This window comes from Actinomadura rudentiformis (assembly GCF_008923185.1).
Lineage (GTDB): Bacteria > Actinomycetota > Actinomycetes > Streptosporangiales > Streptosporangiaceae > Spirillospora > Spirillospora rudentiformis.
In genome coordinates this window covers 14,059-35,990 of the sequence record NZ_WBMT01000023.1, presented here as the reverse complement: position 1 = coordinate 35,990, position 21,932 = coordinate 14,059, and the positions used below count along the sequence as shown (strand labels likewise).

Annotated in this window: 18 protein-coding genes; 10 read left to right on the top strand and 8 right to left on the bottom strand. The window is 71.3% G+C overall.

All coding sequences use genetic code 11. From position 1 onward, the window contains the following. Positions 1-115 precede the first annotated feature (115 nt). Positions 116-277, top strand: coding sequence for a hypothetical protein (locus tag F8566_RS50420; protein WP_192810086.1), 162 nt, complete (start codon positions 116-118; stop codon positions 275-277). A 194-nt stretch (positions 278-471) separates the two neighbouring features. Further along, positions 472-1,386, top strand: coding sequence for a class I SAM-dependent methyltransferase (locus tag F8566_RS39025; protein WP_151567438.1), 915 nt, complete (start codon positions 472-474; stop codon positions 1,384-1,386). Positions 1,387-1,423: 37 nt separating this feature from the next. Here the strand turns inward: F8566_RS39025 and F8566_RS39020 are convergent, their stop codons facing one another. The 3 genes from F8566_RS39020 to F8566_RS39010 all read right to left on the bottom strand — a co-directional run bounded on the left by F8566_RS39020 (position 1,424) and on the right by F8566_RS39010 (position 5,748). Beyond that, positions 1,424-2,419, bottom strand: a complete 996-nt coding sequence (locus F8566_RS39020) for a zinc-dependent alcohol dehydrogenase family protein (RefSeq protein WP_151567436.1) — start codon at positions 2,417-2,419, stop codon at positions 1,424-1,426. 113 nt (positions 2,420-2,532) lie between these two features. Next, positions 2,533-4,818, bottom strand: a complete 2,286-nt coding sequence (locus F8566_RS39015) for an ATP-binding SpoIIE family protein phosphatase (RefSeq protein ID WP_151567434.1) — start codon at positions 4,816-4,818, stop codon at positions 2,533-2,535. A gap of 228 nt (positions 4,819-5,046) precedes the next feature. Continuing rightward, positions 5,047-5,748 (bottom strand): metal-dependent transcriptional regulator, encoded by a 702-nt coding sequence (locus F8566_RS39010; RefSeq protein ID WP_151567433.1) that lies wholly within the window; start codon positions 5,746-5,748, stop codon positions 5,047-5,049. Positions 5,749-5,848: 100 nt separating this feature from the next. Between F8566_RS39010 and F8566_RS39005 the strand changes: the two genes are divergently transcribed. Continuing rightward, positions 5,849-6,541: a UdgX family uracil-DNA binding protein gene (locus F8566_RS39005; protein WP_151567431.1), complete on the top strand. Its 693-nt coding sequence runs from the start codon at positions 5,849-5,851 to the stop codon at positions 6,539-6,541. Here the strand turns inward: F8566_RS39005 and F8566_RS39000 are convergent. Further along, positions 6,538-7,878 carry an MFS transporter gene (locus tag F8566_RS39000; RefSeq protein WP_225993906.1) on the bottom strand — a complete coding sequence of 447 codons (1,341 nt, stop codon included), beginning with the start codon at positions 7,876-7,878 and terminating at the stop codon, positions 6,538-6,540. The two genes, F8566_RS39005 and F8566_RS39000, sit on opposite strands and share 4 nt — an antisense overlap. A gap of 125 nt (positions 7,879-8,003) precedes the next feature. Then, positions 8,004-8,717, bottom strand: a complete 714-nt coding sequence (pdxH, locus tag F8566_RS38995; RefSeq protein WP_151567427.1) for a pyridoxamine 5'-phosphate oxidase — start codon at positions 8,715-8,717, stop codon at positions 8,004-8,006. 91 nt (positions 8,718-8,808) lie between these two features. Here pdxH and F8566_RS38990 point away from each other — a divergent pair, with 91 nt between their 5' ends. After that, positions 8,809-9,921 (top strand): citrate synthase 2, encoded by a 1,113-nt coding sequence (locus tag F8566_RS38990; protein WP_151567425.1) that lies wholly within the window; start codon positions 8,809-8,811, stop codon positions 9,919-9,921. 117 nt (positions 9,922-10,038) lie between these two features. On the opposite strand, the gene F8566_RS38985 is transcribed toward F8566_RS38990, so the two are convergent. Next, positions 10,039-12,846: an ABC transporter substrate-binding protein gene (locus tag F8566_RS38985; protein ID WP_151567423.1), complete on the bottom strand. Its 2,808-nt coding sequence runs from the start codon at positions 12,844-12,846 to the stop codon at positions 10,039-10,041. A gap of 123 nt (positions 12,847-12,969) precedes the next feature. Between F8566_RS38985 and F8566_RS38980 the strand changes: the two genes are divergently transcribed. From F8566_RS38980 to F8566_RS38975, 3 genes are all read left to right on the top strand, one after another. Continuing rightward, on the top strand, positions 12,970-13,338 hold the full coding sequence (locus F8566_RS38980; protein ID WP_151567421.1) for a hypothetical protein: 369 nt from the start codon (positions 12,970-12,972) through the stop codon (positions 13,336-13,338). A 151-nt stretch (positions 13,339-13,489) separates the two neighbouring features. Beyond that, positions 13,490-13,651 (top strand): hypothetical protein, encoded by a 162-nt coding sequence (locus F8566_RS50415; protein ID WP_192810084.1) that lies wholly within the window; start codon positions 13,490-13,492, stop codon positions 13,649-13,651. 118 nt (positions 13,652-13,769) lie between these two features. Continuing rightward, the gene (locus F8566_RS38975; protein WP_151567419.1) at positions 13,770-15,629 is read left to right on the top strand and encodes an ABC transporter ATP-binding protein; all 1,860 of its coding nucleotides are present in this window, start codon (positions 13,770-13,772) and stop codon (positions 15,627-15,629) included. Here the strand turns inward: F8566_RS38975 and F8566_RS38970 are convergent. Next, positions 15,575-16,114: a S26 family signal peptidase gene (locus tag F8566_RS38970; protein ID WP_225993905.1), complete on the bottom strand. Its 540-nt coding sequence runs from the start codon at positions 16,112-16,114 to the stop codon at positions 15,575-15,577. The genes F8566_RS38975 and F8566_RS38970 overlap by 55 nt on opposite strands. A gap of 101 nt (positions 16,115-16,215) precedes the next feature. Here F8566_RS38970 and serC point away from each other — a divergent pair, with 101 nt between their 5' ends. Continuing rightward, positions 16,216-17,343 (top strand): phosphoserine transaminase, encoded by a 1,128-nt coding sequence (serC, locus tag F8566_RS38965; RefSeq protein WP_151567417.1) that lies wholly within the window; start codon positions 16,216-16,218, stop codon positions 17,341-17,343. Between the two features lie 131 nt (positions 17,344-17,474). On the opposite strand, the gene F8566_RS38960 is transcribed toward serC, so the two are convergent. Beyond that, positions 17,475-18,524, bottom strand: coding sequence for a class II glutamine amidotransferase (locus tag F8566_RS38960; RefSeq protein ID WP_151567415.1), 1,050 nt, complete (start codon positions 18,522-18,524; stop codon positions 17,475-17,477). A gap of 212 nt (positions 18,525-18,736) precedes the next feature. On the opposite strand from F8566_RS38960, the gene F8566_RS38955 reads away from it, so the two are divergent. Both F8566_RS38955 and F8566_RS38950 read left to right on the top strand, forming a co-directional pair. Beyond that, positions 18,737-19,831 carry a hypothetical protein gene (locus tag F8566_RS38955; RefSeq protein ID WP_151567413.1) on the top strand — a complete coding sequence of 365 codons (1,095 nt, stop codon included), beginning with the start codon at positions 18,737-18,739 and terminating at the stop codon, positions 19,829-19,831. Positions 19,832-19,925: 94 nt separating this feature from the next. After that, complete coding sequence (locus F8566_RS38950; RefSeq protein ID WP_151567411.1) at positions 19,926-21,914, top strand: hypothetical protein; 1,989 nt, start codon at positions 19,926-19,928, stop codon at positions 21,912-21,914. Positions 21,915-21,932 lie beyond the last annotated feature (18 nt).

Sequence of the window (21,932 nt, the reverse complement as noted above, 5' to 3'; positions counted from 1 at the left end):
CGCGGTCCGCTCCCCGGCCGGCCCCGCCCCCGGCTCCGCCCGCTCCCACCACTCGCTCGATCAACCCGTCTATCGTTCAAGGGGAACGGCACCTCCCCCCGGAACGAAGGTGGCCATGGAAGGGATCATCGCGCTCGTCGTGACGGCGCTGTTGTGCGGATTCGCGGTGCGCTGGGCCGCCCAGCGGCTACGGCTGCCGGTGCCGACCTACATCGCGGTCTTCGTCGTTTTCGTCCTGGTCACGCTGGCCTTGTTCGGACAACAACTGGACTCGTGAGGTCGAGTAGCCTTTTCTCCTCCAATGGGGACGAACTTCCCTCCCTGGTGGGCGAACTTTCTCCCCCTCCAGAGAGTCATAACTGACGAATTCGGCTTCCAGACCCCGCTCGCAGTGGTGCCGGTGGCACGCGTACGACGAGACCGAGCGGCGACCCGCAGCGCGAAGCCGACCTGAGCCGAGGGAGACCCGACGTGCCGCACCCCGCGACCGAGGTCCATGAGTCCGGCGGCACGGTGACCCCGCACGTACGACGCCTGCTGGACTTCGCCGAGCCGACCCGGGAGGACGTCTGCCTGGACGTCGCCCGGGGCCGCGGGCCGATGCCCGCCGCCCTGTCCCCCCAGGTCCGCCATGTCACCGCCGTGGACGCGGCGCCCCCGCCGTCCGCCTGGGCCGGCCGTCCCGACGGCCAGGGCCGCGTGCCCACCGTCGAGTTCGGCACCGGCCCCGTCCGCATCGCCGACGCTGACGGCGACCGGGACCCCGCCGCCACGCATCGGGAGATACGCAGGTCACAGCACTTCCCGTCGCAACGCACGGCCGGAGATCGGCAGCACGACATGACCGATCCCGACGGATTCCCGATCGAGTCCGCCGACGCGCTCACGGTACGTGCCGAGACGGTGCGTGCGGAGGCGACCGCGCTCCCCTACCAGGACAACGCGTTCAGCCTCGTCACCACCCGCTTCTCTCTCTACAACCTCGGTGATCCCGCCCAGGTCCTGCGGGAGCTGCTGCGCGTGACCCGTCCCGGCGGACGGCTGATCATCGCCGACGTGGTGCGCACCAATCTGGCCGGGGCCGACCGTGACTGGATCGAGCGCGTCAAGAACCCCGACCACCCGGGCACCTTCTCGATCGCCGGTCTCACCGACCTGATCACGAGCGCCGGCGCGAACGTCCGGCGGCTGGACGTCTTCACGGTCGAACGGCCCGTGGAGCCCTGGCTCGCCGGGGCGCACTCCCTGGCCGCCGCCGCGGAGATCCGCGAGGCCCTGGAGGAGGAGGTCGACGGCGGTCCCCGGACCGGGGCCAAGCCCCGCATCATCGGCGGCGAGCTCTGGTTCACCCAGAACTGGGCACACGTGGCCGCCGAGCCGATCTGATCCCGACGCGCCTCAGGACGCGCCTCAGAACCTCGCTTCAGGGCACGAGCACGGCTGCCCCGGTGAAACGGTCGGCCGCCAGGTCGGCCAGCGCTTGATCCGCCTCGTCCAGCCCGTACGGGCGTGTCGTCACCGCCACCCCGAGCCGCGCGGCCAGCGCGAGGAACTCCTCCCCGTCCGCCCGCGTGTTGGCGGTCACGGACCGCACCTGCCGCTCCCGGAAGAGGTGCCGCTGGTAGTCGAGCGGCGGCACGTCGGTCAGGTGGATACCGGCGATCGCCAGCGTGCCGCCCCGATCGAGCCGTTCGAGCGCGGCCGGCACCAGGCCGCCCGCGGGCGCGAAGATGATCGCCGAGTCGAGCGGTCCGGGCGCCTCGCCGAACGAGTCGCCCGCCCAGACCGCGCCCAGCGACAGCGCCAGCTCGCGGGCCGCCGGTGAACGGGTGAAGACGTGCACCGCGGCGCCCTCCGCCCGCGCGATCTGCGCGGCCAGGTGCGCCGAGCCGCCGAACCCCCAGATCCCGAGACGTCCGCCGGGGGGCAGCTCCGCGCGCCGCAGCGCACGGTAGCCGATGATCCCTGCGCACAACAGCGGCGCGGCACGGACGTCGTCGAGCTCGGGCGGCAGCGCGTAGGCGTACGCGTCAACGGCGATCGCGTACTCCGCGTACCCGCCGTGTGCGTCCCAGCCCGTGTAGACCGAGGCCGGGCAGAGGTTCTCGGCACCGCGCCGGCAGAACCGGCACGCCCCGCAGGTGCCGCGCAGCCACGCCACGCCGACCCGCTCACCCACGCTCCGGCGGCAACCCGCCCCCACCGCGACGACCTCGCCGACGATCTCGTGGCCCGGCGTCACCCCGGGCAGGTGCACGGGCAGATCGCCCTCGGCGACATGCAGATCCGTACGGCAGACCCCGCAGGCCAGCACCTTGAGCAGTAGCTCGCCCTGCCCAGGCTCGGGCATGTCCCGGTCGATCCGCCGCAACGGCCCGTCGTCGATCGGTCCGGGCTTGTCGACCATCCAGGCGCGCACCCCACCACGGTACGCCGGGACACCCCGCAACAGCCTCAGCCGACGTCGCGCTCGCACGAGATCCGGGCCGTCGGGCGAGCCGCCAGGCGAGTCCGGCGGAGCCGGGGCTCAATTCAACGCAGAGGAAGCTCGAACCAGACGGCCTTGCCGTCCGAGGTCGGGCGGGCGCCCCAGCGGGTCGCCAGCTGGTCGACCAGGTAGAGCCCGCGGCCGCCCTCGTCGGTCTCGCCCGCGCTGCGGATGCGCGGCAGCCGCAGGTCGGAGTCGAAGACCTCCACCCAGATCGCTTCCGCGCCACGGCGCAGCCGCAGCCGGAAGTCCTTGGTCGGCGGCTCCCGGCGGCCGAGATCGGCGCCGAGGTTCCAGTCGTCCTCGTCGAAGACCCCGTCGAGGTCGCCCGCCGCGTTGAACTGGACCTGCGGCATGCCGGACGGCACCAGCTCGCGGCGCGGGGTCGGCGTCGTCGTGGCGTGCAGCACGACGTTGGTGACCACCTCGGAGACCAGCAGGCACGCCAGCTCGGCCTGTTCGTCGAGCATGCCCCAGGAGGCGAACGCGTCGGCGGCCATCCGGCGCGCCTCCGACACCATGATCGGCTCGGCCGGGAACAGCCGTTCCTCCACCGCGAGCTCGTCCGCGGCGGTGCGGATCACCACGATGGCCACGTCGTCGTCGATGTCGCCCTGCACCGCGTCGTAGACGGCGCCGGCGATCGTCTCCACGTCCCGGCGGGCCACCTCGGCGATGGCCGCGCGGACCATCTCGCGGGCCTCCTCACGGGTGTGGTACTCGCCGTTCTCCTTGGGCCGCCGGTCGATCAGGCCGTCGGTGTAGAGCACCAGCGTGGTGCCGGGCTTGAGCTCGGTCGACTCCTCGTTGAAGAGGATCTCGCCGCCCATGCCCGGACCGCGGACGCCGAGCATGGCGCCCTCGCTCTCGAACTTCAGCTCCGAGACCTCGCCGTCCGCGATCAGCAGCGGCGGGTCGTGCCCGGCGTTGGCGAACTCCAGCACCCGCGACCACGCGTCGTAGGTGAAGTAGGTGCACGACACCAGCGGCGGCCGGACCTCGTCGTTGTAGGGCGCCCAGCCCGAGCGCTGCCGCTCCGGCCGGGTCATCGTGCGCACCCACTCGTCCAGCTTGCGCAGTATCTCGGCGGGCGACTTGTCGTCCTGGGCGAACGCGCGCATCGCGGCGCGCAGCTGGCCCATGACCGCGGCGGCCCGCGCCCCGCGCCCCTCGACGTCGCCGATGACCAGCCCGACCCGGCCCGCCGACAGCGGGATCACGTCGTACCAGTCGCCGCCGACCTGGGTCTGGACGCCATGCCCGTGCGACTCGATGGGCCGCGCGGGCTCGTAGCGCCAGGCCACCTGGAGGCCGTCCAGCCGCGGCGGCCGCTCGCTGGGGAGCAGGTTCTTCTGGAACGCGAGCGCCGTCTCGCGCTCCTCCTCGAAGAGCATCGCGTTGTCGACGGCGATCGCGACCCGCCCGGCGATCGCGCCCATCAGGTCGCGGTCGAAGCCGTCGTAGTGCGGGTCGGGGCGCTTGGTCAGGTTGGACAGCGCCACGCTCATCACGCCCAGCAGCTCGCCGCGCACGATCAGCGGCGCGGAGATCACCGAGGTGATTCCCATCTCGTCGCCGAGCCGTTTGCTGGAGTCGCTCGGCGCGGAGAACCGGTGCTGGACCATGTCCTCGACGAGGACCGCGTCCCTGCGGCTCATCGCCTTGGCGCTGAAATGCCCGGCCGGGTAGGAGATCGCTTCGCCGATGTCGGCCCACGTGCCGGATGGGGGCTCCCAGCCGCCCGCGTGCCGTGCCGCACGCCGGACGAGCCGGCCGTACGCCTGGTTCTGCCGTTCGCCGGTGTCGAACAGGTCGATGAAGCAGTGGTCGGCGAACTGCGGAACCAGGATGTCGGCCACCCGCCGCAGCGTGGTCTGCAGCTCCAGCGACCCGGCCAGCCGCTCGCCGATGCGCTCCAGCAGGCCGTACCGGTCCTGCTCGCGCTGGTTGCTGCGGAGCGCCTCGCGGGCGAAGATCACGATGCCGTCGACGGCCCCGGACGGATGCCGGAGCGGCACCGCGTGCGCCCGCGTGTAGACCGAGGTGCCGTCGGCGCGCAGGTTGCAGAAGGTCCCCTCCCACACCCCGCCCTTGAGCACATGCCTGGCCAGCTCGGTGGCCTGCTCATGATCTTCCTCGGCGATGCCCAGCGACAGCACCGAGTGTCCGATCACCTCGTCTCCGCCGAAGCCGAAGAGCTGACGGGCGAACGAGTTGCCGTAGATGACGTTGCTGAAGCGGTCGCAGACGATGACCGCCATCTCCATCTGGCTGAGGACGGTCTCAGGCGGCAGGTGCGCCGCGAACGGCGATTCCCCCCAGCTCTTCATGACCCCGCCCGTCCGAGTCCAGATGCGTCCCCAGTATTGAACGACGAACTCGCCTCGGGGATACGCGAGAACGACAGGGGAGAACGGAGATCTTCGGAAAAGACCCGGAACGATCGCGGGGATTCCAGGGGGTTGTCCCCATGGGAAGATACTCCGAAGCGAGTCGGGGAGGGGGCCTGGAGCCCCCGACCAGAGGTCGCCCGAGTGGAGGAAGGCAACGGAGCCCCGTCAGCGCCGGCTGACGAAGACGTGCTCGGCGATGTCGCGCGGCAGCTCGCTCGAAGGGCTGTCGGCTTCGTCGTCACATGTCACCCGCACACCGTCGTCCGTCGTCTGAAGGGTTACCTCGCGTCCCGGTTGTATCCCGATTTGCTTGAGTTTAAGCATCAGATCGCTGTCGCTTTGCACCTGCTCGCTGATCCGGCGGATGACCGCGCGGGCGCCGAGGGGGGTCGCCACCGCGGACATCACCGAGACCGGGGCGGTGTCGCTGTCGTCGCCGTGGCCGCCCAGCTCGTCCAGGCCGGGGATGGGGTTGCCGTGCGGGCAGCTCGTCGGGTTGTCCAGCAGGGCCACCAGGCGCCGCTCGACCTCCTCCGACATCACATGCTCCCAGCGGCACGCCTCGATGTGAACGTCCTCCCAGGGCAGGCCGATCACGTTGACCAGCAGGCACTCGGCGAGACGGTGCTTGCGCATGACGGACACCGCCAGGTGGCGGCCCGCTTCGGTGAGTTCGAGGTGGCGGTCGCCCTCGACTCGCAGCAGCCCGTCGCGTTCCATGCGAGCCACCGTCTGGCTCACCGTGGGGCCGCTCTGGGAGAGGCGCTCGGCGATGCGTGCGCGGAGAGGAATGATCCCCTCTTCTTCGAGCTCGAAAACCGTACGGAGGTACATCTCCGTGGTGTCAATCAGGCCGTGTGAGGTCACGAGCTCCCTCCAGTCTTGTGCGATCGAGTCTACTTGCTCATCCGGCCCGGAGGCGGTGCCTGCACATATCCCTCTCGTGGCGGGTATGGAGCAACACACCATGACTGCGAATACTTCCCACGACGCGGAACCCTTCCTGCCGGAAGATCCCCAGCTCCGGACCGATCTTGAGGCGCTGCGGCAGGCCTCGGCGGGCTGCCAGGGGTGCCCGCTGCACGAGAACGCGACGCAGACGGTCTTCGGCGAGGGCTCACCGGACGCGGCGGTCGTCCTCGTCGGCGAGCAGCCAGGTGATCAGGAGGATCGCCAGGGTGCCCCGTTCGTCGGACCGGCGGGGCGCCTGCTGGACCGTGCCCTGGAAGAGGCGGGCATCGAACGCGGCGACGTCTACGTGACGAACGCGGTCAAGCACTTCAAGTTCAAGTACCAGGGCAAGCGCCGGATCCACGAGAACCCCAACTCCGGTGAGATGCGCGCCTGCCGCCCCTGGCTCCTCGCCGAGCTCCGGAGCCTCGACCCCGATGTCGTGGTCACGCTGGGGGCCACGGCGGGCAAGGCGCTCCTCGGCTCCACGTTCCGCGTGACCAAGCAGCGCGGCGAGCTCCTGCCGTTGCCCGACCTGGAGCTGCTCGGGACCCCGAAGGCCAAGACCAACGTCGAGGAGAAGAAGCGCTCCGGCGCCCAGCTGCTCGCGACCATCCACCCCTCGGCCGTGCTCCGCTCGGACAATCGCGACGAGATGTACGCCGGCCTGGTCGACGATCTGAGGAAGGTGGCCGGCGCCCTCGGCTAGTGAGCCGGTGCCGGCTCCGGAGCAGGGGTCGCGGTGCGGGTGTCGTAGCGGAGAAGGGCAGGAACGGCGAGCCCGGCGACCACCACGAGCACGGCGCAAGCGATCCCGCCGCCCACCCAAGAGACCGTTGCCCCAGCCATGGCCGCAGTGGCTCCCGCACGGAGGTCACCCAGGCGAGGACCACCCGCAACGACGACGGTGAAGACGCCTTGAAGGCGGCCACGCATCTCGTCTGGGGCGTACGTCTGCAGCATGGTCTGGCGGAACACAGCCGAGACAAGGTCGGCCGCGCCGCCCACGGCAAGCAAGAGCACCGCCAACCAGAGACTGTGGGCCAGCCCCGCGGCAGCCACCGCCAGCCCCCAGACGACGATGGCTCCCACAAGCGCGATGCCCTGGCGGCGGATCCGGCCGATCCAGCCCGAGGAGAGGCCGCCGAGGACCGCGCCGATCGCGATCGCGGCGAACAGCCAGCCGACCGCCTCGTCACCGCCGTAGCGCGTGTCGGCCAGCTCAGGGAAGAGCGCCCGCGGCATGGCCACGCCCATCGCGATGATGTCGACGACGAACGACATCAGCAGTACCGGCTGGGTGGCCAGGTAGTGGAAGCCCTCGAACACCGAACGCAGGCCGGGCGTGCCGGTGACGACGCCGAGCGGAGGCACGGGCGGGAGCCGCAACGCCGCGTACAGGCCGACGGTGAAGAGAACCGCGTCCAACGCGTAAGCCGCCGAGTAGCTGAACTTGGCCAGGATCAGTCCGGCGGAGAGTGGCCCGGCGAGCATGCCGACCTGGCTGGCTGTGAAGTTGAGCGTGTTGGCCGCCGGGACGAGCTCCTTCTCCAGGAGCCGGGGAATGATCGCGCTGCGGGTCGGTGACGAGATCGCAAATCCGGTGGCCTGCACCGCGACGATCGCCATGATCAGCCACAGGTTGTGCACCCCGAGCAACGCCTGCGCCAGCAGGAGGAGGGTGGACACCCAGGTCACGCACGAGGACATGAAGAGCAACCGGCGCCGGTCCATGTGGTCGGCCACGGCCCCGCCCCACAGCCCGAAGACGATCAGCGGCACGAGGTTGACCACCCCGAGCGCGCCGACCCAGAACGACGACTTGGTCATGTCGTAGACCTGCACCGGCACGGCCACGGCGGTGACCTGGAACCCGACGAACGACACGCCCTGGCCCATCCACAACCGCCGGTACGCGGGGTGGGCGAGCGGCCGCGTGTCGATCGCGATCCGCCTCGTCCGGCCCGATCGGGGCTCGCTCTCCTCCGAGGGCTTGTGCTCCTCCGAGGGCTCGCTCTCTTCCGGGGGCTTGTTCGCGTCCTGCACGTTGCTCACTCTTGGTCGGGGGTACTCCTTAGCAAGGTTAAGCACTTCACCCGACAGCCCCCTGACCCAGGGTCGCTACTGACCGGGAAACGTCGCTACTGACCGGGGAAACGGTCACGCGGCGGTCAGGGAGCGAGGCGTTCCAGGATCCAGCCGGCGTCCTCGTGCCGGTAGCGGAGGCGGTCGTGCAGGCGGTCCGGGCGGCCCTGCCAGAACTCGACGGACTCGGGGATCACGGCGTACCCGCCCCAGAAGTCGGGCCGCGGCACACCTTCGCCGCCAGGCCCGTCGGCCGTCGCGGCCGGATCCGGCCACCGCTCGGTGAGTTCGGCGTAGCGCGCCTCCAGGACGTCCCGGTTCGCGATCACGGCGGACTGGTGGCTGGCCCAGGCGCCCAGCTGCGAACCGTACGGCCGGGTGCTGAAGTAGGCCTCGTTCTCCGCGTGCGTCAGCGGCTCGACCCGGCCCACGACCCGCACCTGCCGGTGGAGGGCGTGCCAGGGGAAGACGAGCGCCGCGCGGGGGTTGGCCGCCAGGTCCCGGGCCTTGTCGGAGGTCAGGTTGGTGAAGAAGCGGAAGCCGCCCGGCCCGTACCCCTTGAGCAGGACCGTCCGGGCGCTCGGCACGCCGTCGGCGGAGGCGGTCGCGAGGACCATGGCGTTCGGCTCCGGCAGGCCCGCGGCGGCGACGTCGGCGAACCACGCGTCGAAGAGCTCGAACGGGTTGTCGGGCACGCCGCTCTCCAGCAATTCCCCTCCCTCGTATGCTCTCCGGAGCCGTGCGGGGTCTGGCGTTGGGCGATCCACAGCGTCTGAGCCTCCCACCAGGGCATTGTGCATCTCACAGGGACCTGGGTACTCACCAGTAGGGCGGACAGGGTTCAATGGCACGGCACCGCCTTATCACTATGGACGCGAAAGGCAGGACGACATGTCCGACTTCAAACCTGGTCTCGAGGGGGTCGTAGCCTTCGAGACCGAGATCGCCGAACCGGACAAGGAGGGCGGCGCTCTCCGCTACCGGGGCGTCGACATCGAGGAACTCGTCGGTCGCGTCTCCTTCGGTGACGCCTGGGGCCTGCTGGTCGACGACAGCTTCGACCCGGGCCTCGCCCCCGCCGAGCCGCATGTCCTGCCGGTCAACTCCGGCGACGTCCGGGTCGACGTCCAGAGCGCCCTGCCGATCCTGGCCCCGGCGTACGGCATGCGCCCGCTGCTCGACATCAGCGACGAGGAGGCACGCGCCAACCTGGCCCAGGTGTCGGTGACGGCGCTGTCGTTCGCCGCCCAGTCGGCCCGTGGCGTGTCGGTGCCGATGGTGCCGCAGACCCGTATCAACGAGGGCAAGACCATCACCGAGCGGTTCATGATCCGCTGGCGCGGTGAGCCTGACCCCAAGCACGTCCAGGCCATCGACGCGTACTGGGTCTCCGCCGCCGAGCACGGTCTCAACGCCTCCACGTTCACCGCCCGCGTCATCGCCTCCACCGGCGCCGACGTCGCGGCCAGCATCTCCGGCGCCATCGGCGCCATGTCCGGACCACTCCACGGCGGCGCCCCGGCCCGCGTGCTGCCGATGATCGAAAAGGTCGAGCAGGTCGGCGACGCGCGCAAGGTCGTCACCGACATCCTCGACAGCGGCGAGCGCCTGATGGGCTTCGGCCACCGCGTCTACCGCGCCGAGGACCCGCGCGCCCGCGTGCTCCGCCGTACCGCCAAGGAGCTCGGCGCCGAGCGCTTCGAGGCTGCCAAGTCCCTGGAGGACGCCGCCCTGGCGGTGCTGCGCGAGCGCCGTCCGGACCGCGCCATCGAGACCAACGTCGAGTTCTGGGCCGCCGTCATCCTGGACTTCGCCCAGGTCCCGACCGCGATGATGCCCGCCATGTTCACCTGCGGCCGTACCGCCGGGTGGGCCGCGCACATCCTGGAGCAGAAGCGCACCGGCCGCCTCGTCCGGCCGAGCGCCAAGTACGTCGGCCCCGGCAGCCGTTCCATCGAGGACGTCGCCGGCGCAGCGGAGGCCCTCAAGCGCAACGACGCCTGACCAACGGCGTCCAGCCACCCCCGCACGACGCGCTCGAGGCCCCCGGCAGCCGACCCGCCGGGGGCCTTTTGCATGCCTGGCCGGCCGGTCGGCCATGTCCCCACCAGCGGCGTCCCGCTAGGGGTTGGGCGGGCAGGAAGCTCCCTGCTGACCGCTGTCGACGAGGTGTCCGCACACCTGGAGGACGGTGGTGGCGCCGTTCTTCTCCACCTTGGCGAGCACCACTGGTTTCTGTTCGACCGCGTGCCCGGTCGTGCGCGGGCCGAACCGCAGCAACCCGCTCGCCCCCTGCGGGAACGCGCGCTGGTCCGGTTCGGTCAGCTCCGACAGGATCGCCGCGGCCGTGGGCAGCGTCCGGGCCTGCTCTCCGAAGATCCGTTCCGCCACATTGATGATCGTCCGGGCGGCGTCGTAACCGATGGCCGCGTGGGTGCGGGAGGGCCGCACGTTCGCCGGGGCGGTCCTGCCCACCAGCGAGTCGACCACCGGCTCGAACTCGGTATAGAACGTCTGCAGCGGCCGGCCGCCCACCCAGCGGCGGTCCCATGCCTCCTTGGCCGCCAGCGGCGTGTAGTAGAGCCGCAGCGTGTCCGTCCTGCCGAGCTCGGCTCCGTTGTCGCTCACGTACTTGGTGACCTCGTCCCCGCCCAGCACGACCAGGGGGCCGCCGCACGAGGTGTTGGCGACCTTGTTGATGAACGAGCGGAACTCGTCCGACCGGCCCGCGTAGTAGAAGAGCTGCGCCGGGGCCGCACACGCCTCCTCGACCTTGCCCGGCACCTGGCTCGGGTCCGAGTACGCGAAGATCCGGACCTTGCCCGGCTTGAACGCGTCGGCGAAGTCGCGGGCCAGATTCTGGCTGTACCGATCGTCCCTGGAGGCGTCGTAGAAGACGTCCGCGCTGGACGCCTGGAGACCGTCGAGTTGCCCGTTCCGGCTCCAGTACGCGGCGTGCCTGGCCAGTCGCCAGTTGGAGGGCGCCAGGCGGAAGTAGTACGGCGAGAAGCTGGTCTTGCGGCGCGCTGTCAGGTCGTAGGTGTTCGTGGTCCCGATCATCGGCAGCGCCGACTTGCCGAGCACATCGATGGCCTCGTCCGTCTGCCGCCTGCTCTGGCCGAACCCGATCACCGCCACGATCCGCGGGTCCTCGCCCGCCCGCTTCCGGATGTGATCGGCGACCTGCTTCGCGTACCGGAAACGCGAGCCCGAGTTGGCCAGCAGGATGCGCAGCCGCGGCTGCCCGTTGGCCTCGTTGTGCTTCTCCTGTGCGATCGACAGGCCGACCAGCTCGCCGTGCACGCCGGCCATCAGGTCGGCCTGGGGGCTCCTGTCCTGCGGGTCGGTCGTCATCGGCCCCAGGTAGACGATCGTGACGTACGGCTTGCCCGAGGACACCGCGTCCTTGTTGAGCCTGTGGATGCGCTTCTCCACTCCTGCCAGCCGCTTGGCGTAGATGTGCGAGCCATCGGTGATGCCGATGCATTCCCCGTTGTCCGCGTGCCAGACCGAGACCGGCGAGCAGTAGCGCACCGTCTGCAACGTGATCACCGTGACCGAGGCGACGAGGATCGCGCCCATCGCGATCCACGGCATCGCTGGATGCGCCACCCACGGCCGCCGCCGCCCCCGGTGGATCGGCTCGGTGGACGAGCCGTCGCCCGCCCCGAGATCCACCTGGAACGCGCGCCGCGTGCCGAGCACCGCCACCCGCCGCTGCTCGGCGAGGTACTCGTTCCAGAACGGGTTGCCTTCCTCGTACTCGCGCACCATGCCCAGATCCACCGTGGCGGCCTGGGCGAGCGGCACCCGTATCGAGCCGGCGAGCCGGGCGGCCTCGTCCGCCGAGGCGAGCGGGAACACGACGACGAGCGGATCGAAACGCTCCTCGTGCCGGCGCAGTTCCTCGACCCGCTCGACGAACCGCCGGGTCTGGTCCCGGCTCGGATGGCCGGCCGGGAAGAGGTCGATGACCACGACCGGATAGCGCACGCGCGCCCAGTTGGCCCGCCAGATACTGCGCCGGTAGCCATGCCGCAGGTCCTGGAGGAACGCGGCGACCAGCAGCCGTTCGAGCTCGTCGTCCAGCGGGGTGCCGGGATCGGGCTCGTCCCGGAAGAAGACGTCCAGGGCCAGCCCGAGGAAGTCCGACGAACGGTTGCCGCGCAGGTACGTCTGCCGTGAGGCCGTGAACCAGCGATAGCGGCGCCGTCCCGCCCAGTCTCGTGTCCGCGCGGTGATCTGGCCGGCGATGAAGACGATGCCGACCGCGGCCGCCAGCATGGCCGTGGCTAGGTTCAGCGTGGCCGCGGTACCGGCGCTGAGCAGCGCCACCACCGCCACCCCGATGGGCGCCACCTGCTCCAGATAGACCAGTGCCGAAGCGAGCCGCCCCCGTTCGCCCGGCCGTTGGGCGGGCACGACGATCTGGCGGCGCCTGCGGATGCCGCGGCCCAGCAGGGTGCGGCGGTGCGCGTCCTCCTCGGCGGCCCGCAGGTCGCCGGCCAGCTGCCAAGCCTGCCGCTGCGCGTTGGAGGAGAATCTCGGCGCCTGCTCGTTCTCACCCGCCTGCTCCTGCTGAAGGCGCATCCGCCGCAGTTCCAGCAGCCACAGCGCCATGCTCAGCAACGGGAAGCGCAACGCGGGCTCGAAGCGGGGCCGGTGCGCCGAGAGGTCGCGGCTGACGTGCCGCAGGAGCAAGGCGAGATCGGTGAACGAGGACTGGCCGTCGGCGGTGATGTGGCTGTACGGGCCGCCGTCCGCCATGCACTCCTCGACGAAGAAATGGGCGACCTGCCTGGTCTCGTGCGGCGTCCCGATGGTGAGCAGGAGCGGTCGCAGCCGATCACCGGCCCGGCTCGTCGGCCGTTCCCTCAGCCGTTGGAAAAGGCTGAGGAGTCCCTCCAGCCGGGTGACATCGCCGCCCATGTTCACTCGGCACCTCCACGAGCCCTTGATCTCTTGCTTCCCTGCGCCTCCTTGATGGGACGCCGACCGCAATGAAATCGATCACGGGCAGGACCAGGGAAGCCCATTTGCGATGATTGATCCGTGATCGATGACATTGACGAGCCGCTGGAGGGCGATATCGGCCCCAGCGTCCGACCGTCGTCGCAACCGGCGTCCGCACCGGCGTCGTCCTCGGACAAGCCCCCCGTGGCCGACGCGGCGGCGGAGCTCAGGCGGTACGAGGAGGAACGCGAGGCGCGCCGCCGCCGGATCAACGCCGCCTCCGCCCGTGTCGCCGCCGTTCTCGCCGCGCTGCTGCTGGCGTTCCTCGTGTACGACTCGGCCGTCACGGCGCTGGAGGCGCGGCGGCGGAACGATCCGTGGATCTACCCGCCCGCGACCGTCGGCGCACTGTGCGTCATCGCCCTCGCAGGGCTCCTGGTCTGGAGTTTTCACCGCCGGCGGCGATGAGCCAGGAAGCCGGTCACAAACACACAAGAGATGATCAAAAAACCTCCTCCGAGATGTGGATCTTGAACATGTCTTCAAGATCGTTAAGCCGGATAGCGTCCAGTCGCCAAGGAGCACCGGCCCCGGAGCTCCACTGGACGGAGGAGACACCATGATCCGTTCCCTCAGCGAACTCGGCGACCGCCTGCTGGACAGGCTCGCCCCCAGCACCAAGGCGTCCGCGGACCCCGGCTGCTGGCGCGAATACCGTGGAGGCGGCGTGTACGAGTGCTGCATCATGGGCGGCACGACCTACTGCAGGCGACTCTGGTAATCACCGTTTTGTCCGGCTGACCCAGCCCTTCGGCGAACGGCATCCGTCATCAAGCCCGGGCGGATGCCGTTCCGCTTTACCGACCGGTCTGCTGAACGCGAGTGGGAGAGCCAAGCCCATGAAAGAGCAGGAGGGGGACGACGGCAGCACGCTCTGGGAGCGCGCGCGGTCCGCGGCCGCGCTGAGCTGGCAGGCGCAGCCGGGAGCGACGGCCTTCTCGGTCTCCGCGGCGGTGCTGATGGGCCTGGCTCCGGTGGTCACGGCCTGGCTGACCAAGGTCGTGCTGGACGGGATCGGCAAGGGCACGACCGCCGCCGATCTGGTTCCCGCCGCGGTCGCGCTGGCCACCGCGGGCCTCGTCCTCATCGCCCTGCCGTACGTCTCGGACTACATGCAGGGCCGGCTGCACCGATCGCTGCGCGTGCTCATCTCCGGACGCCTGTACGAGCGGGTGAACGCCGACCCGGGCCTCGGCCGCTTCGAGAACCCCGCCTTCCACGACGACCTCAGGCTGGCGCAGGAGGCGGGCCAGGACGCGCCGGACCGCATCGTCCGCGGCTCCCTCGCGATCGGCCAGGGCACGATCACGCTGGCCGGCTTCGTCGGCACCCTCGTCGTGATCAGCCCCATCATGATCGTCGTCATCCTGCTCGCCGCCCTCCCCTCGGCCCGCGCCCAGCTCGTGCTGAGCAGGCGGCGCGCCAGCATGATGTGGGGCGTCAGTACCAACACGCGGCGGCAGATCTTCTTCAGCGCCCTGCTCAGCAGTCCCGAGGCCGCCAAAGAGGTGCGGCTGTTCGGCCTGGGTGGCCACCTGCGCGAGCGCATGCTCACCGAGCTGCGTACCATCAACGCCGCCGAGGAGGACATCGAGCGCCGGACCCTGCGAAGCCAGGGCCTGCTCTCGCTGCTCGGCGCACTGATCGCGGGCGGCGGGCTGCTGTGGGCCGTCCTCGCGGCGGCCGATGGCGCGTTGAGCATCGGCGACGTCTCGGTCTTCATCGCCGCCGTCGCCGGGGTGCAGGCGTCGCTCAACACGATCGTCGGACAGTGGGCCGACGCGCACAACGCGCTGCTGATGTTCGGCCGCTACCTGAAGGTCATGCGTGCCGAGCCCCTGCTGCCCGTGCCCGCAGAGCCGGTGTCCCTGCCCGCGCTGCGCCAAGGCATCGAGCTGCGCGATGTGTGGTTCCGCTACGACGAGAGCCACCCGTGGGTGTTGCGCGGGGTCGACCTGTTCATCCCCTGCGGCCGGTCGGTCGCGCTGGTGGGCCTCAACGGAGCGGGCAAGAGCACGCTGGTCAAGCTGCTGTGCCGCCTGTACGACCCGGTGCGCGGTTCGATCCGCTGGGACGGCGTGGACCTGCGCGAGGCCGACCCGGACGAGCTGCGCCGCCGGATCGGCGCGGTCTTCCAGGACTACATGTCCTACGACCTGACGGCCGCCGAGAACATCATGCTCGGCGACCTGGCGACCGGCGGCGAACGGGCGGTGCTGGAGGACGCCGCCCGCCGCGCCGGCATCCACGACGCCCTCGCCGCGCTCCCTCGCGGCTACGACACGCTGCTCAGCCGGATCTTCTTCGGCGACAACGACGCGGACGCGGGCGTGATGTTGTCGGGCGGGCAGTGGCAGCGGCTCGCGCTGGCCCGTGCGCTCATGCGCGACCGGTCGGACCTGCTCATCCTGGACGAGCCGAGCTCGGGTCTGGACGCCGAGGCCGAGCACGCCATCCACATGGGGCTGCGCACCCACCGCGCGGGCCGCACCAGCGTGCTGATCTCGCACCGGCTCGGCGCCGTGCGGGAGGCCGATCTGATCGTCGTGCTCTCCGACGGGCAGATCACCGAGCGGGGCTCGCACGAGGAGCTCATGGCGCGGGACGGCGAGTACGCCCGGCTGTTCTCCCTGCAGGCCAGCGGTTACGAGTCGTCCACCGGTACCCAGCCGGCCCCCTCGGGCGTCCAGCCGGGCTGAGCGGACTCGTGTTCGACCCGTGCCCGGCCGGACGTGAGTCCGCGCACGACCACGCCCAGCACGCGATCGGCCGGGACGTACCCCCACTTGCGCGAGTCGGCGCTGAACACGCCGTCCCCGATGACTACCAGCCGCCCCTCCGGGACCATCGCGTCCGCGACGGCGGGGGCGACGTCATCGGGCACCGGATCGCCGGGCAGCGCGGTGACCCGCTTGATCATCCATGCGGCGGCGTCCAGCCCGGGCAGCGGACCGGCGCGCCACCGGCCCTCCCGTGGCCCCTCGAAGACCACCACCTGGCCACGCCGGAGGCTCCGCGCGGACACCCGGCGGATGAGCACCCGGTCGCCGGCCCGGTACGTGGGCAGCATGCTCGGCCCGGTCACATGCACGATCACCAGCCGACGCCGGGCGAGGACGGCCGCGGTGGCGGCGACGGCGGCAGCGGTGGCCGTGGCGATCAGAACGGACGTGACGGGGCGCACAGCCTCACCTTAATGATCATTCCGGGCCCGGCGCAGTGGAACGCGTCTCATGATGCGGACCCGCCGGAGATCGACTCCGCAGGTCAACTAGGCTGAGTCAGGTGACCGAGAGCGCGAACCCAACCATTGTCATTCCCGCAGACCTCAAGCCCGCCGACGGCCGTTTCGGCTGCGGCCCGTCCAAGGTCCGCCCCGAGCAGCTCGCCTCGCTGGCCGAGTCCGGCTCGACCTACATGGGCACCTCGCACCGGCAGAAGCCGGTGAAGTCCCTCGTCGGACGCGTCCGCGAGGGCCTCGCACAGCTGTTCTCGCTGCCCGACGGCTACCAGGTGCTGCTCAGCAATGGCGGCACCACGGCGTTCTGGGACATCGCGGCATTCGGGCTCGTCCGCTCCAAGTCCCAGCACGTGACGTTCGGCGAGTTCTCCAGCAAGTTCGCCAAGGTCACCAAGGGCGCGCCGTGGCTGGAGGACCCGTCGGTGATCTCCAGCGACCCCGGCACGCACCCGCTGCCGGTCGCCGAGGACGGCATCGACGTCTACGCCCTCACCCACAACGAGACCTCGACCGGCGTCGCCATGCCGATCGAGCGGGTCGGCGGCGACGACGCCCTCGTGCTGGTGGACGCCACGTCCGGCGCGGGCGGCCTCCCCGTGGACGTCGGGCAGACCGACGTCTACTACTTCGCGCCGCAGAAGTGCTTCGCCGCCGACGGCGGGCTGTGGGTCGCGCTGGCGTCCCCGCGCGCGCTGGCCCGCATCGAGGAGATCGCGGCCACCGACCGTTACGTGCCCGAGTTCTTCAGCCTGCCCACGATCGTCGACAACTCGGCCAAGGACCAGACCTACAACACCCCGGCCGTGGCCACGCTCCTGCTGCTCGCCGAGCAGATCGAGTGGATGAACGCGCAGGGCGGCCTGGCATGGACCACCGCCCGCACCGCCGACTCGTCCCAGCGCCTCTACACCTGGGCCGACAAGAACTCGTACACGACCCCGTTCGTGGCCGACCCGGCGCAGCGTTCCCAGGTGGTCGGCACGATCGACTTCACAGACGAGGTCGACGCCGCGGCGGTCGCCAAGATCCTGCGGGCCAACGGCATCGTCGACACCGAGCCCTACCGCAAGCTGGGCCGCAACCAGCTGCGCATCGGCATGTTCCCGGCCATCGACCCAGCCGACGTCGAGGCCCTCACCGCCTGCGTCGACCACGTCGTCGAGCGCCTCTGACCCGTTCGTACGGCCCGTTCGTACGGCCCGTTCGAACCGTGAGCCGGTCTCGGGGCCGGGCGTGACCTCCACGCCCGGCACGGGGACCGGCTTTCGGCATCAGACAGGCCTCAGACGGGCCTCGGACGGCGTCAGATCGCGGGGGCGAGCCCGGGCGACACCGGCGTGGCGGCGGCGACCGTGTCGGGTGCGGGCCGCGTGTCCGGCACGGGCCGTGGCGTGCGGGTGTCGATCACGCGGTGCCGCAGGGTCGCGCGGTCGCGGGCCATGTCGGCGGCGGTGAAGCCGGTCCATACCCGGTCGTCCAGGTCCCAGTCGCGGGCGGTCGGCACGAAGCCCGCGCGGGTGAGCACGCGCGGCCGGGGGCGGCGGCGGGACGAGGCGGCGGTCAGCCCGACCTGGAGGTAGGTGCCCTCGCGGAGCATGACCGCGGACGCGAAACGCACCTTCGTGTGCCGCTCGACCTCGCGCAGCCAGCGCGGGTTGGAGGCCCAGTAGAAGTTCTGCTCGGTGTCCACCGCCACGGTCAGCGGGCTGAGCGCGGCCCTGGCCAGATGGACCCGGTCGGGACGGGCCCGGTCGACCCAGGCGAGGGCGGCCCGGCCGACGAGCGAACCGAGGACTCCCGTCACGTTCGCCGTGCCGCGGCACCCGGCGAGGAGCTGGAAGACCGGCTCGCTGTCGGTGGTGCCCTGCGCGGGCGGCAGCAGCGGGTGCCGCGCTCGTAGCGACCCCGCCTCCACGTCGCCGTTGTGGGTGGCCACGATGCCGGACCCGGTGCCGTCCGGCACGACCAGCGGGCTGGCGTTCAGCAGGTCGAACGGGGAGCCCTGGGTGGCCCAGCGGGTGTGCCCCATCGCGATCGGCGACCGGTCGAGGCGGTCGAGCAGGTCCGCACGCCAGATCCCGGAGAACCGCCCGCGGCCCTTGATCACTCGCACGCCGGTGTGGCTCAGGTCGGACCGGCGGTCGTCCTCGCGCCCGTGCGCCGTCCGCGACCGGCCGGCCGCCTGCAGCACAGGCCGGCCGTTCAAGAGCGCCACGCCGGCCGAGTCGCGCCCCCGTTCCTCCGCCAAGATGCCCAGCGTGACGAACGCCTCCGACGCCCGCTCGGGATGAGCAGCGAGGGGGGAACGCAGCAACCCGAACAATCCGCACATGCTGGATGAGATGCAGATCATGAGCTCCCGGTTCGAGCCGTGCGCCCGGGCGAATAAGCTCAGAACGTGAACCGTGCGCCCCAATGGCTGCTCCCCACCGTGCTTACCGCGCTCGTCCTCGCGGTGGTCGTCGGCGCGCTGCTGAATTGAACGTGACCGAAACAGGGTCTGGCGCGCACCGGAACGGCGTGGAGCGCGTGATCGACATGACCCGGACCGGGGAAGATCAGTTCATGCGATCGCCATCGCCGCGCCGCAGCCGGCCCAACCGGCTCATCCGACCCGTCGCGGCTCTCGCCGCGTTCACCCTCGCAGGCGCGTTCACCCTCGCAGGCGCGCTCCCCCTCGCAGGCGCGCTCCCCCTCACCGGCACGGCCGCCGCCTCCGCGACCGTTCCGGCCGCCGCCGAACGCGACCCGAAGGTGGTCTTCAAGATCTCCGATCCGCGGATCAACGAGTCCAGCGGGCTGGCGGTCAGCAGGCGGCACCAGGGTGTGATCTACACGCACAACGACTCCGGCGGTGTGGCGCAGATCTTCGCGCTGGGCCCCGACGGCTCCACCAGGGCGGTGCTGACCCTGGCGGGAGCGGGAGCCCGCGACTGGGAGGGCATGGCGATCGGCCAGGACGAGAAGGGCCGCCCGGCGATCTACGTGGCCGACATCGGCGACAACCTCGGCGGCGCCTGGCCGTACGTCACCGTCTACCGGATCCCCGAGCCCACCCGGCTGCGCAGCCAGACCCTGCGGGCGACCTCGTTCAAGCTCAAGTACGAGGACGGCCCGCGCAACGCCGAGACGATGATGATCAACCCGCGCACCAACCGGCTGTACGTGGCGAGCAAGCTGTTCTCGGGCGCGCTGTACGAGGCGCCGGCCCGGCTGCGCAGCAGCGGATACAACACGATGCGCAAGATCGGGGACGCCCCGGCGATCGCCACCGACGGGGCCTTCGCGCCGGACGGCCGGAGCTATGTCATCCGCACCTACTTCGGCGCGCGAATCTATTCCGTGAAGGACGACGGCAGACCGGGCAAGTCCATGCGTTCGGTAGGGCTGCCAGCGCAGGAGCAGGGCGAGTCGGTCACGTACTCGCCGGACGGCAGGTCCCTGCTCGTCGGCTCGGAGGGCGGCGGCCAGCCGGTGTACGAGGTGCCGCTGCCGGAGAGCGCCATCCCCTCCCCGACCGCCAAGCCGGGAGCCCGGGGTGGCGGCAAGGACAACGCCGACGAGGGCAGCCGCGACTCCACGAGCACGGGAGTAGGGATGTTCGTCGTGCTCGGCATCGCCGCGGCCATCGGCTACGGAGTAGTGCGAAAACGATCCTGAAGGATTACCTGCGGAAGCGTTCTCGAACAGAGCGCGCCACCGGATCGTCGGAAGGAGGCAACGGGCCCGCAAGGCTCCGGAGAGGATGGGAACTGTGGAGCATGAGCTGGTCGGCCTGCAGGGGCCGGGAGGCCGGTGGCGCCCGATCGCGGCGGGGCCGTTCTCGTTGCTGGCGGTGGCGATCGCGCTGCTGCCGATCCGTCCGGTCTGGCTCTGGGCGGCGCTGATCGCCGCCGTGGCCGCCGCGCCATGGCTGCTGGGCGCCGCCCCCGAGGCCCGCGGCCGGCGGGCCCGGCCGCAGTGGCGGCTGACCGCAGCCGGCCTCGAACGCCTCGGCCCCGGCGGTGTGCGGTACGAGCGGTCCCGGATCGACGGCCTCGCTCTCACATCCGATGACGGTGTGCTGACGGTCTTCCACAAGTTCGGCCGCACCGCCGTGGGAGAGCTGTCGGCCATGGGCATGGAGCCGCTGGCCCTCTTCGTGACGGCCCGGCGCCTCGGCATCACGATGCACATCCTGGACGGCGAGGCGGCCGACCTGCTCGACCCGGCCGTCGAGGACGCCCCGCACGTGCCCGGTCTGGACGACACCGGCCTGTCCCGCGACCACGCCGCCGAACAGCGCCTCCTGGACCAGGAAGCCCAGCTGCTCGCTGCCTCCCACGAACCGTCCGCCGAACCGGCCCCCGCCCCGCCCGTCCTCCTCTCGACGCCGTCCCCCCTCCCCAGCCGCCGCCGGATCGCCGTCCTCGGCGGGCTCGCCGGCGTCCTCGGCGCCACCATGGTCGCGCGCATCGCCATCGAGGGCGCCGACGGCTTCGGGCCCCGGCTCGCCGCGGGCTGCTGGGCACTGGCCGCGATCACCGCCGTGCTCATCGCGCGGCGCCGCCTCCTGCGGGCCGACCACGTCCAGTGGGAGATCACCAGCGAACGCCTGCACGCCCGTGCCCCCCGAGCGACCGTCGACGTCCCCGCCGCCGAAGTGGCCGCACTCGTCCTCGGCCCTGGTCTGCGTCCAGACCCCGTCTCCGGCGACCCCCGGCCCGCGCCCCTCGCCGTCCTCGCGTTCGACCACCGGCTGCGCCTGGTCGCCCGGCTGCCCGCGCACGGCCTGGACGCGTTCCAGCTCGCGCACGCGCTCGACGACCACGGCTACCGCGTGATCACCTCCGCCACCCGTCCGCCCCGCACGCCCGACTACGGCCTGGACGGCCTGCCTGAGGTCTTCGCACAGGTCCCGGGCGGGCGCCTGGTCGTCGCCGACGACGGCCTCGGCTGGGCCGACGCCGCGGGCGACGTCGTGCTGCGCATGCCACAGGACCGCATCGGCGGGATCGAGCTGCTGACGATCGGCGGCCACGCCTGGGTCCGCCTCTACGACTCCGACGGCGACGAGTTCTTCGCCGCCCCGCTCTCCGCGCTCCGGATCTCCCGCACCGACCTCCGGGAGTCCGCCCGCCGCGCCGGCCTCCCCATCACCGACGCCGAGTACGACGCGTACCTCAGCGCCGCCTTCCACTCGGCCGTCTCCACCCTCTCCGCCCCGGCCCCGTCCGTCACGATCCCCCCGCTCGAACTGTCCCCACCCCCCGGCGCCGTGACGGCCCCCGGCGTCCTGCTCGACGCGACGCGGCGTTCCCGCATCGGCACGTACGCGATGAGCATGCTCCTCTGCGAACTGGTCGCCGTCCTCGGCGCCGTCTGGCTCGGCCCCGACTTGGGCGGCTTCCTGACGACCGCGAGCTGGTCGATGCCCGCCGGGATCCTCATCGGCCTGGGCGGCTACTGGCTCTACGACCGCAACCGTTCCCAGCTGCGCGTCTCCTCAGCCGGCCTGGCCGTGGTCACCCGCCGCGGCCGCGTCGAATGGGAGCTCGACCGTGACCGCGTCGGCGGCATCGGCATCGACGACTCGACCGACCGCATGCCCCGCCTGGTGGTCTGGAGCCCCACCAGCCGCGTCCTCCGCCACGTCACCTTCCCGCCCGACCTCAACGAGCTCCGCCGCGCCTGCGAGCAGTACGGCCTCCCCTGGGGCCCACCCGACGCCGACCGTCCCGCCCCACCCCCACCCGAGCTCTAGCCGGCCACAAGCCCTAAC

What these genes read in the sequence shown, in the direction of transcription:
- F8566_RS50420 (WP_192810086.1), top strand. Translation starts at nt 116, where the DNA reads ATGGAAGGGATCATCGCGCTCGTCGTGACGGCGCTGTTGTGCGGATTC.
- F8566_RS39015 (WP_151567434.1), bottom strand. Translation starts at nt 4,818, where the DNA reads ATGAAGAGCTGGGGGGAATCGCCGTTCGCGGCGCACCTGCCGCCTGAG.
- F8566_RS39005 (WP_151567431.1), top strand. Translation starts at nt 5,849, where the DNA reads ATGACTGCGAATACTTCCCACGACGCGGAACCCTTCCTGCCGGAAGAT.
- pdxH (WP_151567427.1), bottom strand. Translation starts at nt 8,717, where the DNA reads ATGCACAATGCCCTGGTGGGAGGCTCAGACGCTGTGGATCGCCCAACG.
- F8566_RS38990 (WP_151567425.1), top strand. Translation starts at nt 8,809, where the DNA reads ATGTCCGACTTCAAACCTGGTCTCGAGGGGGTCGTAGCCTTCGAGACC.
- F8566_RS38985 (WP_151567423.1), bottom strand. Translation starts at nt 12,846, where the DNA reads ATGGGCGGCGATGTCACCCGGCTGGAGGGACTCCTCAGCCTTTTCCAA.
- F8566_RS50415 (WP_192810084.1), top strand. Translation starts at nt 13,490, where the DNA reads ATGATCCGTTCCCTCAGCGAACTCGGCGACCGCCTGCTGGACAGGCTC.
- F8566_RS38975 (WP_151567419.1), top strand. Translation starts at nt 13,770, where the DNA reads ATGAAAGAGCAGGAGGGGGACGACGGCAGCACGCTCTGGGAGCGCGCG.
- F8566_RS38960 (WP_151567415.1), bottom strand. Translation starts at nt 18,524, where the DNA reads ATGATCTGCATCTCATCCAGCATGTGCGGATTGTTCGGGTTGCTGCGT.
- F8566_RS38955 (WP_151567413.1), top strand. Translation starts at nt 18,737, where the DNA reads ATGCGATCGCCATCGCCGCGCCGCAGCCGGCCCAACCGGCTCATCCGA.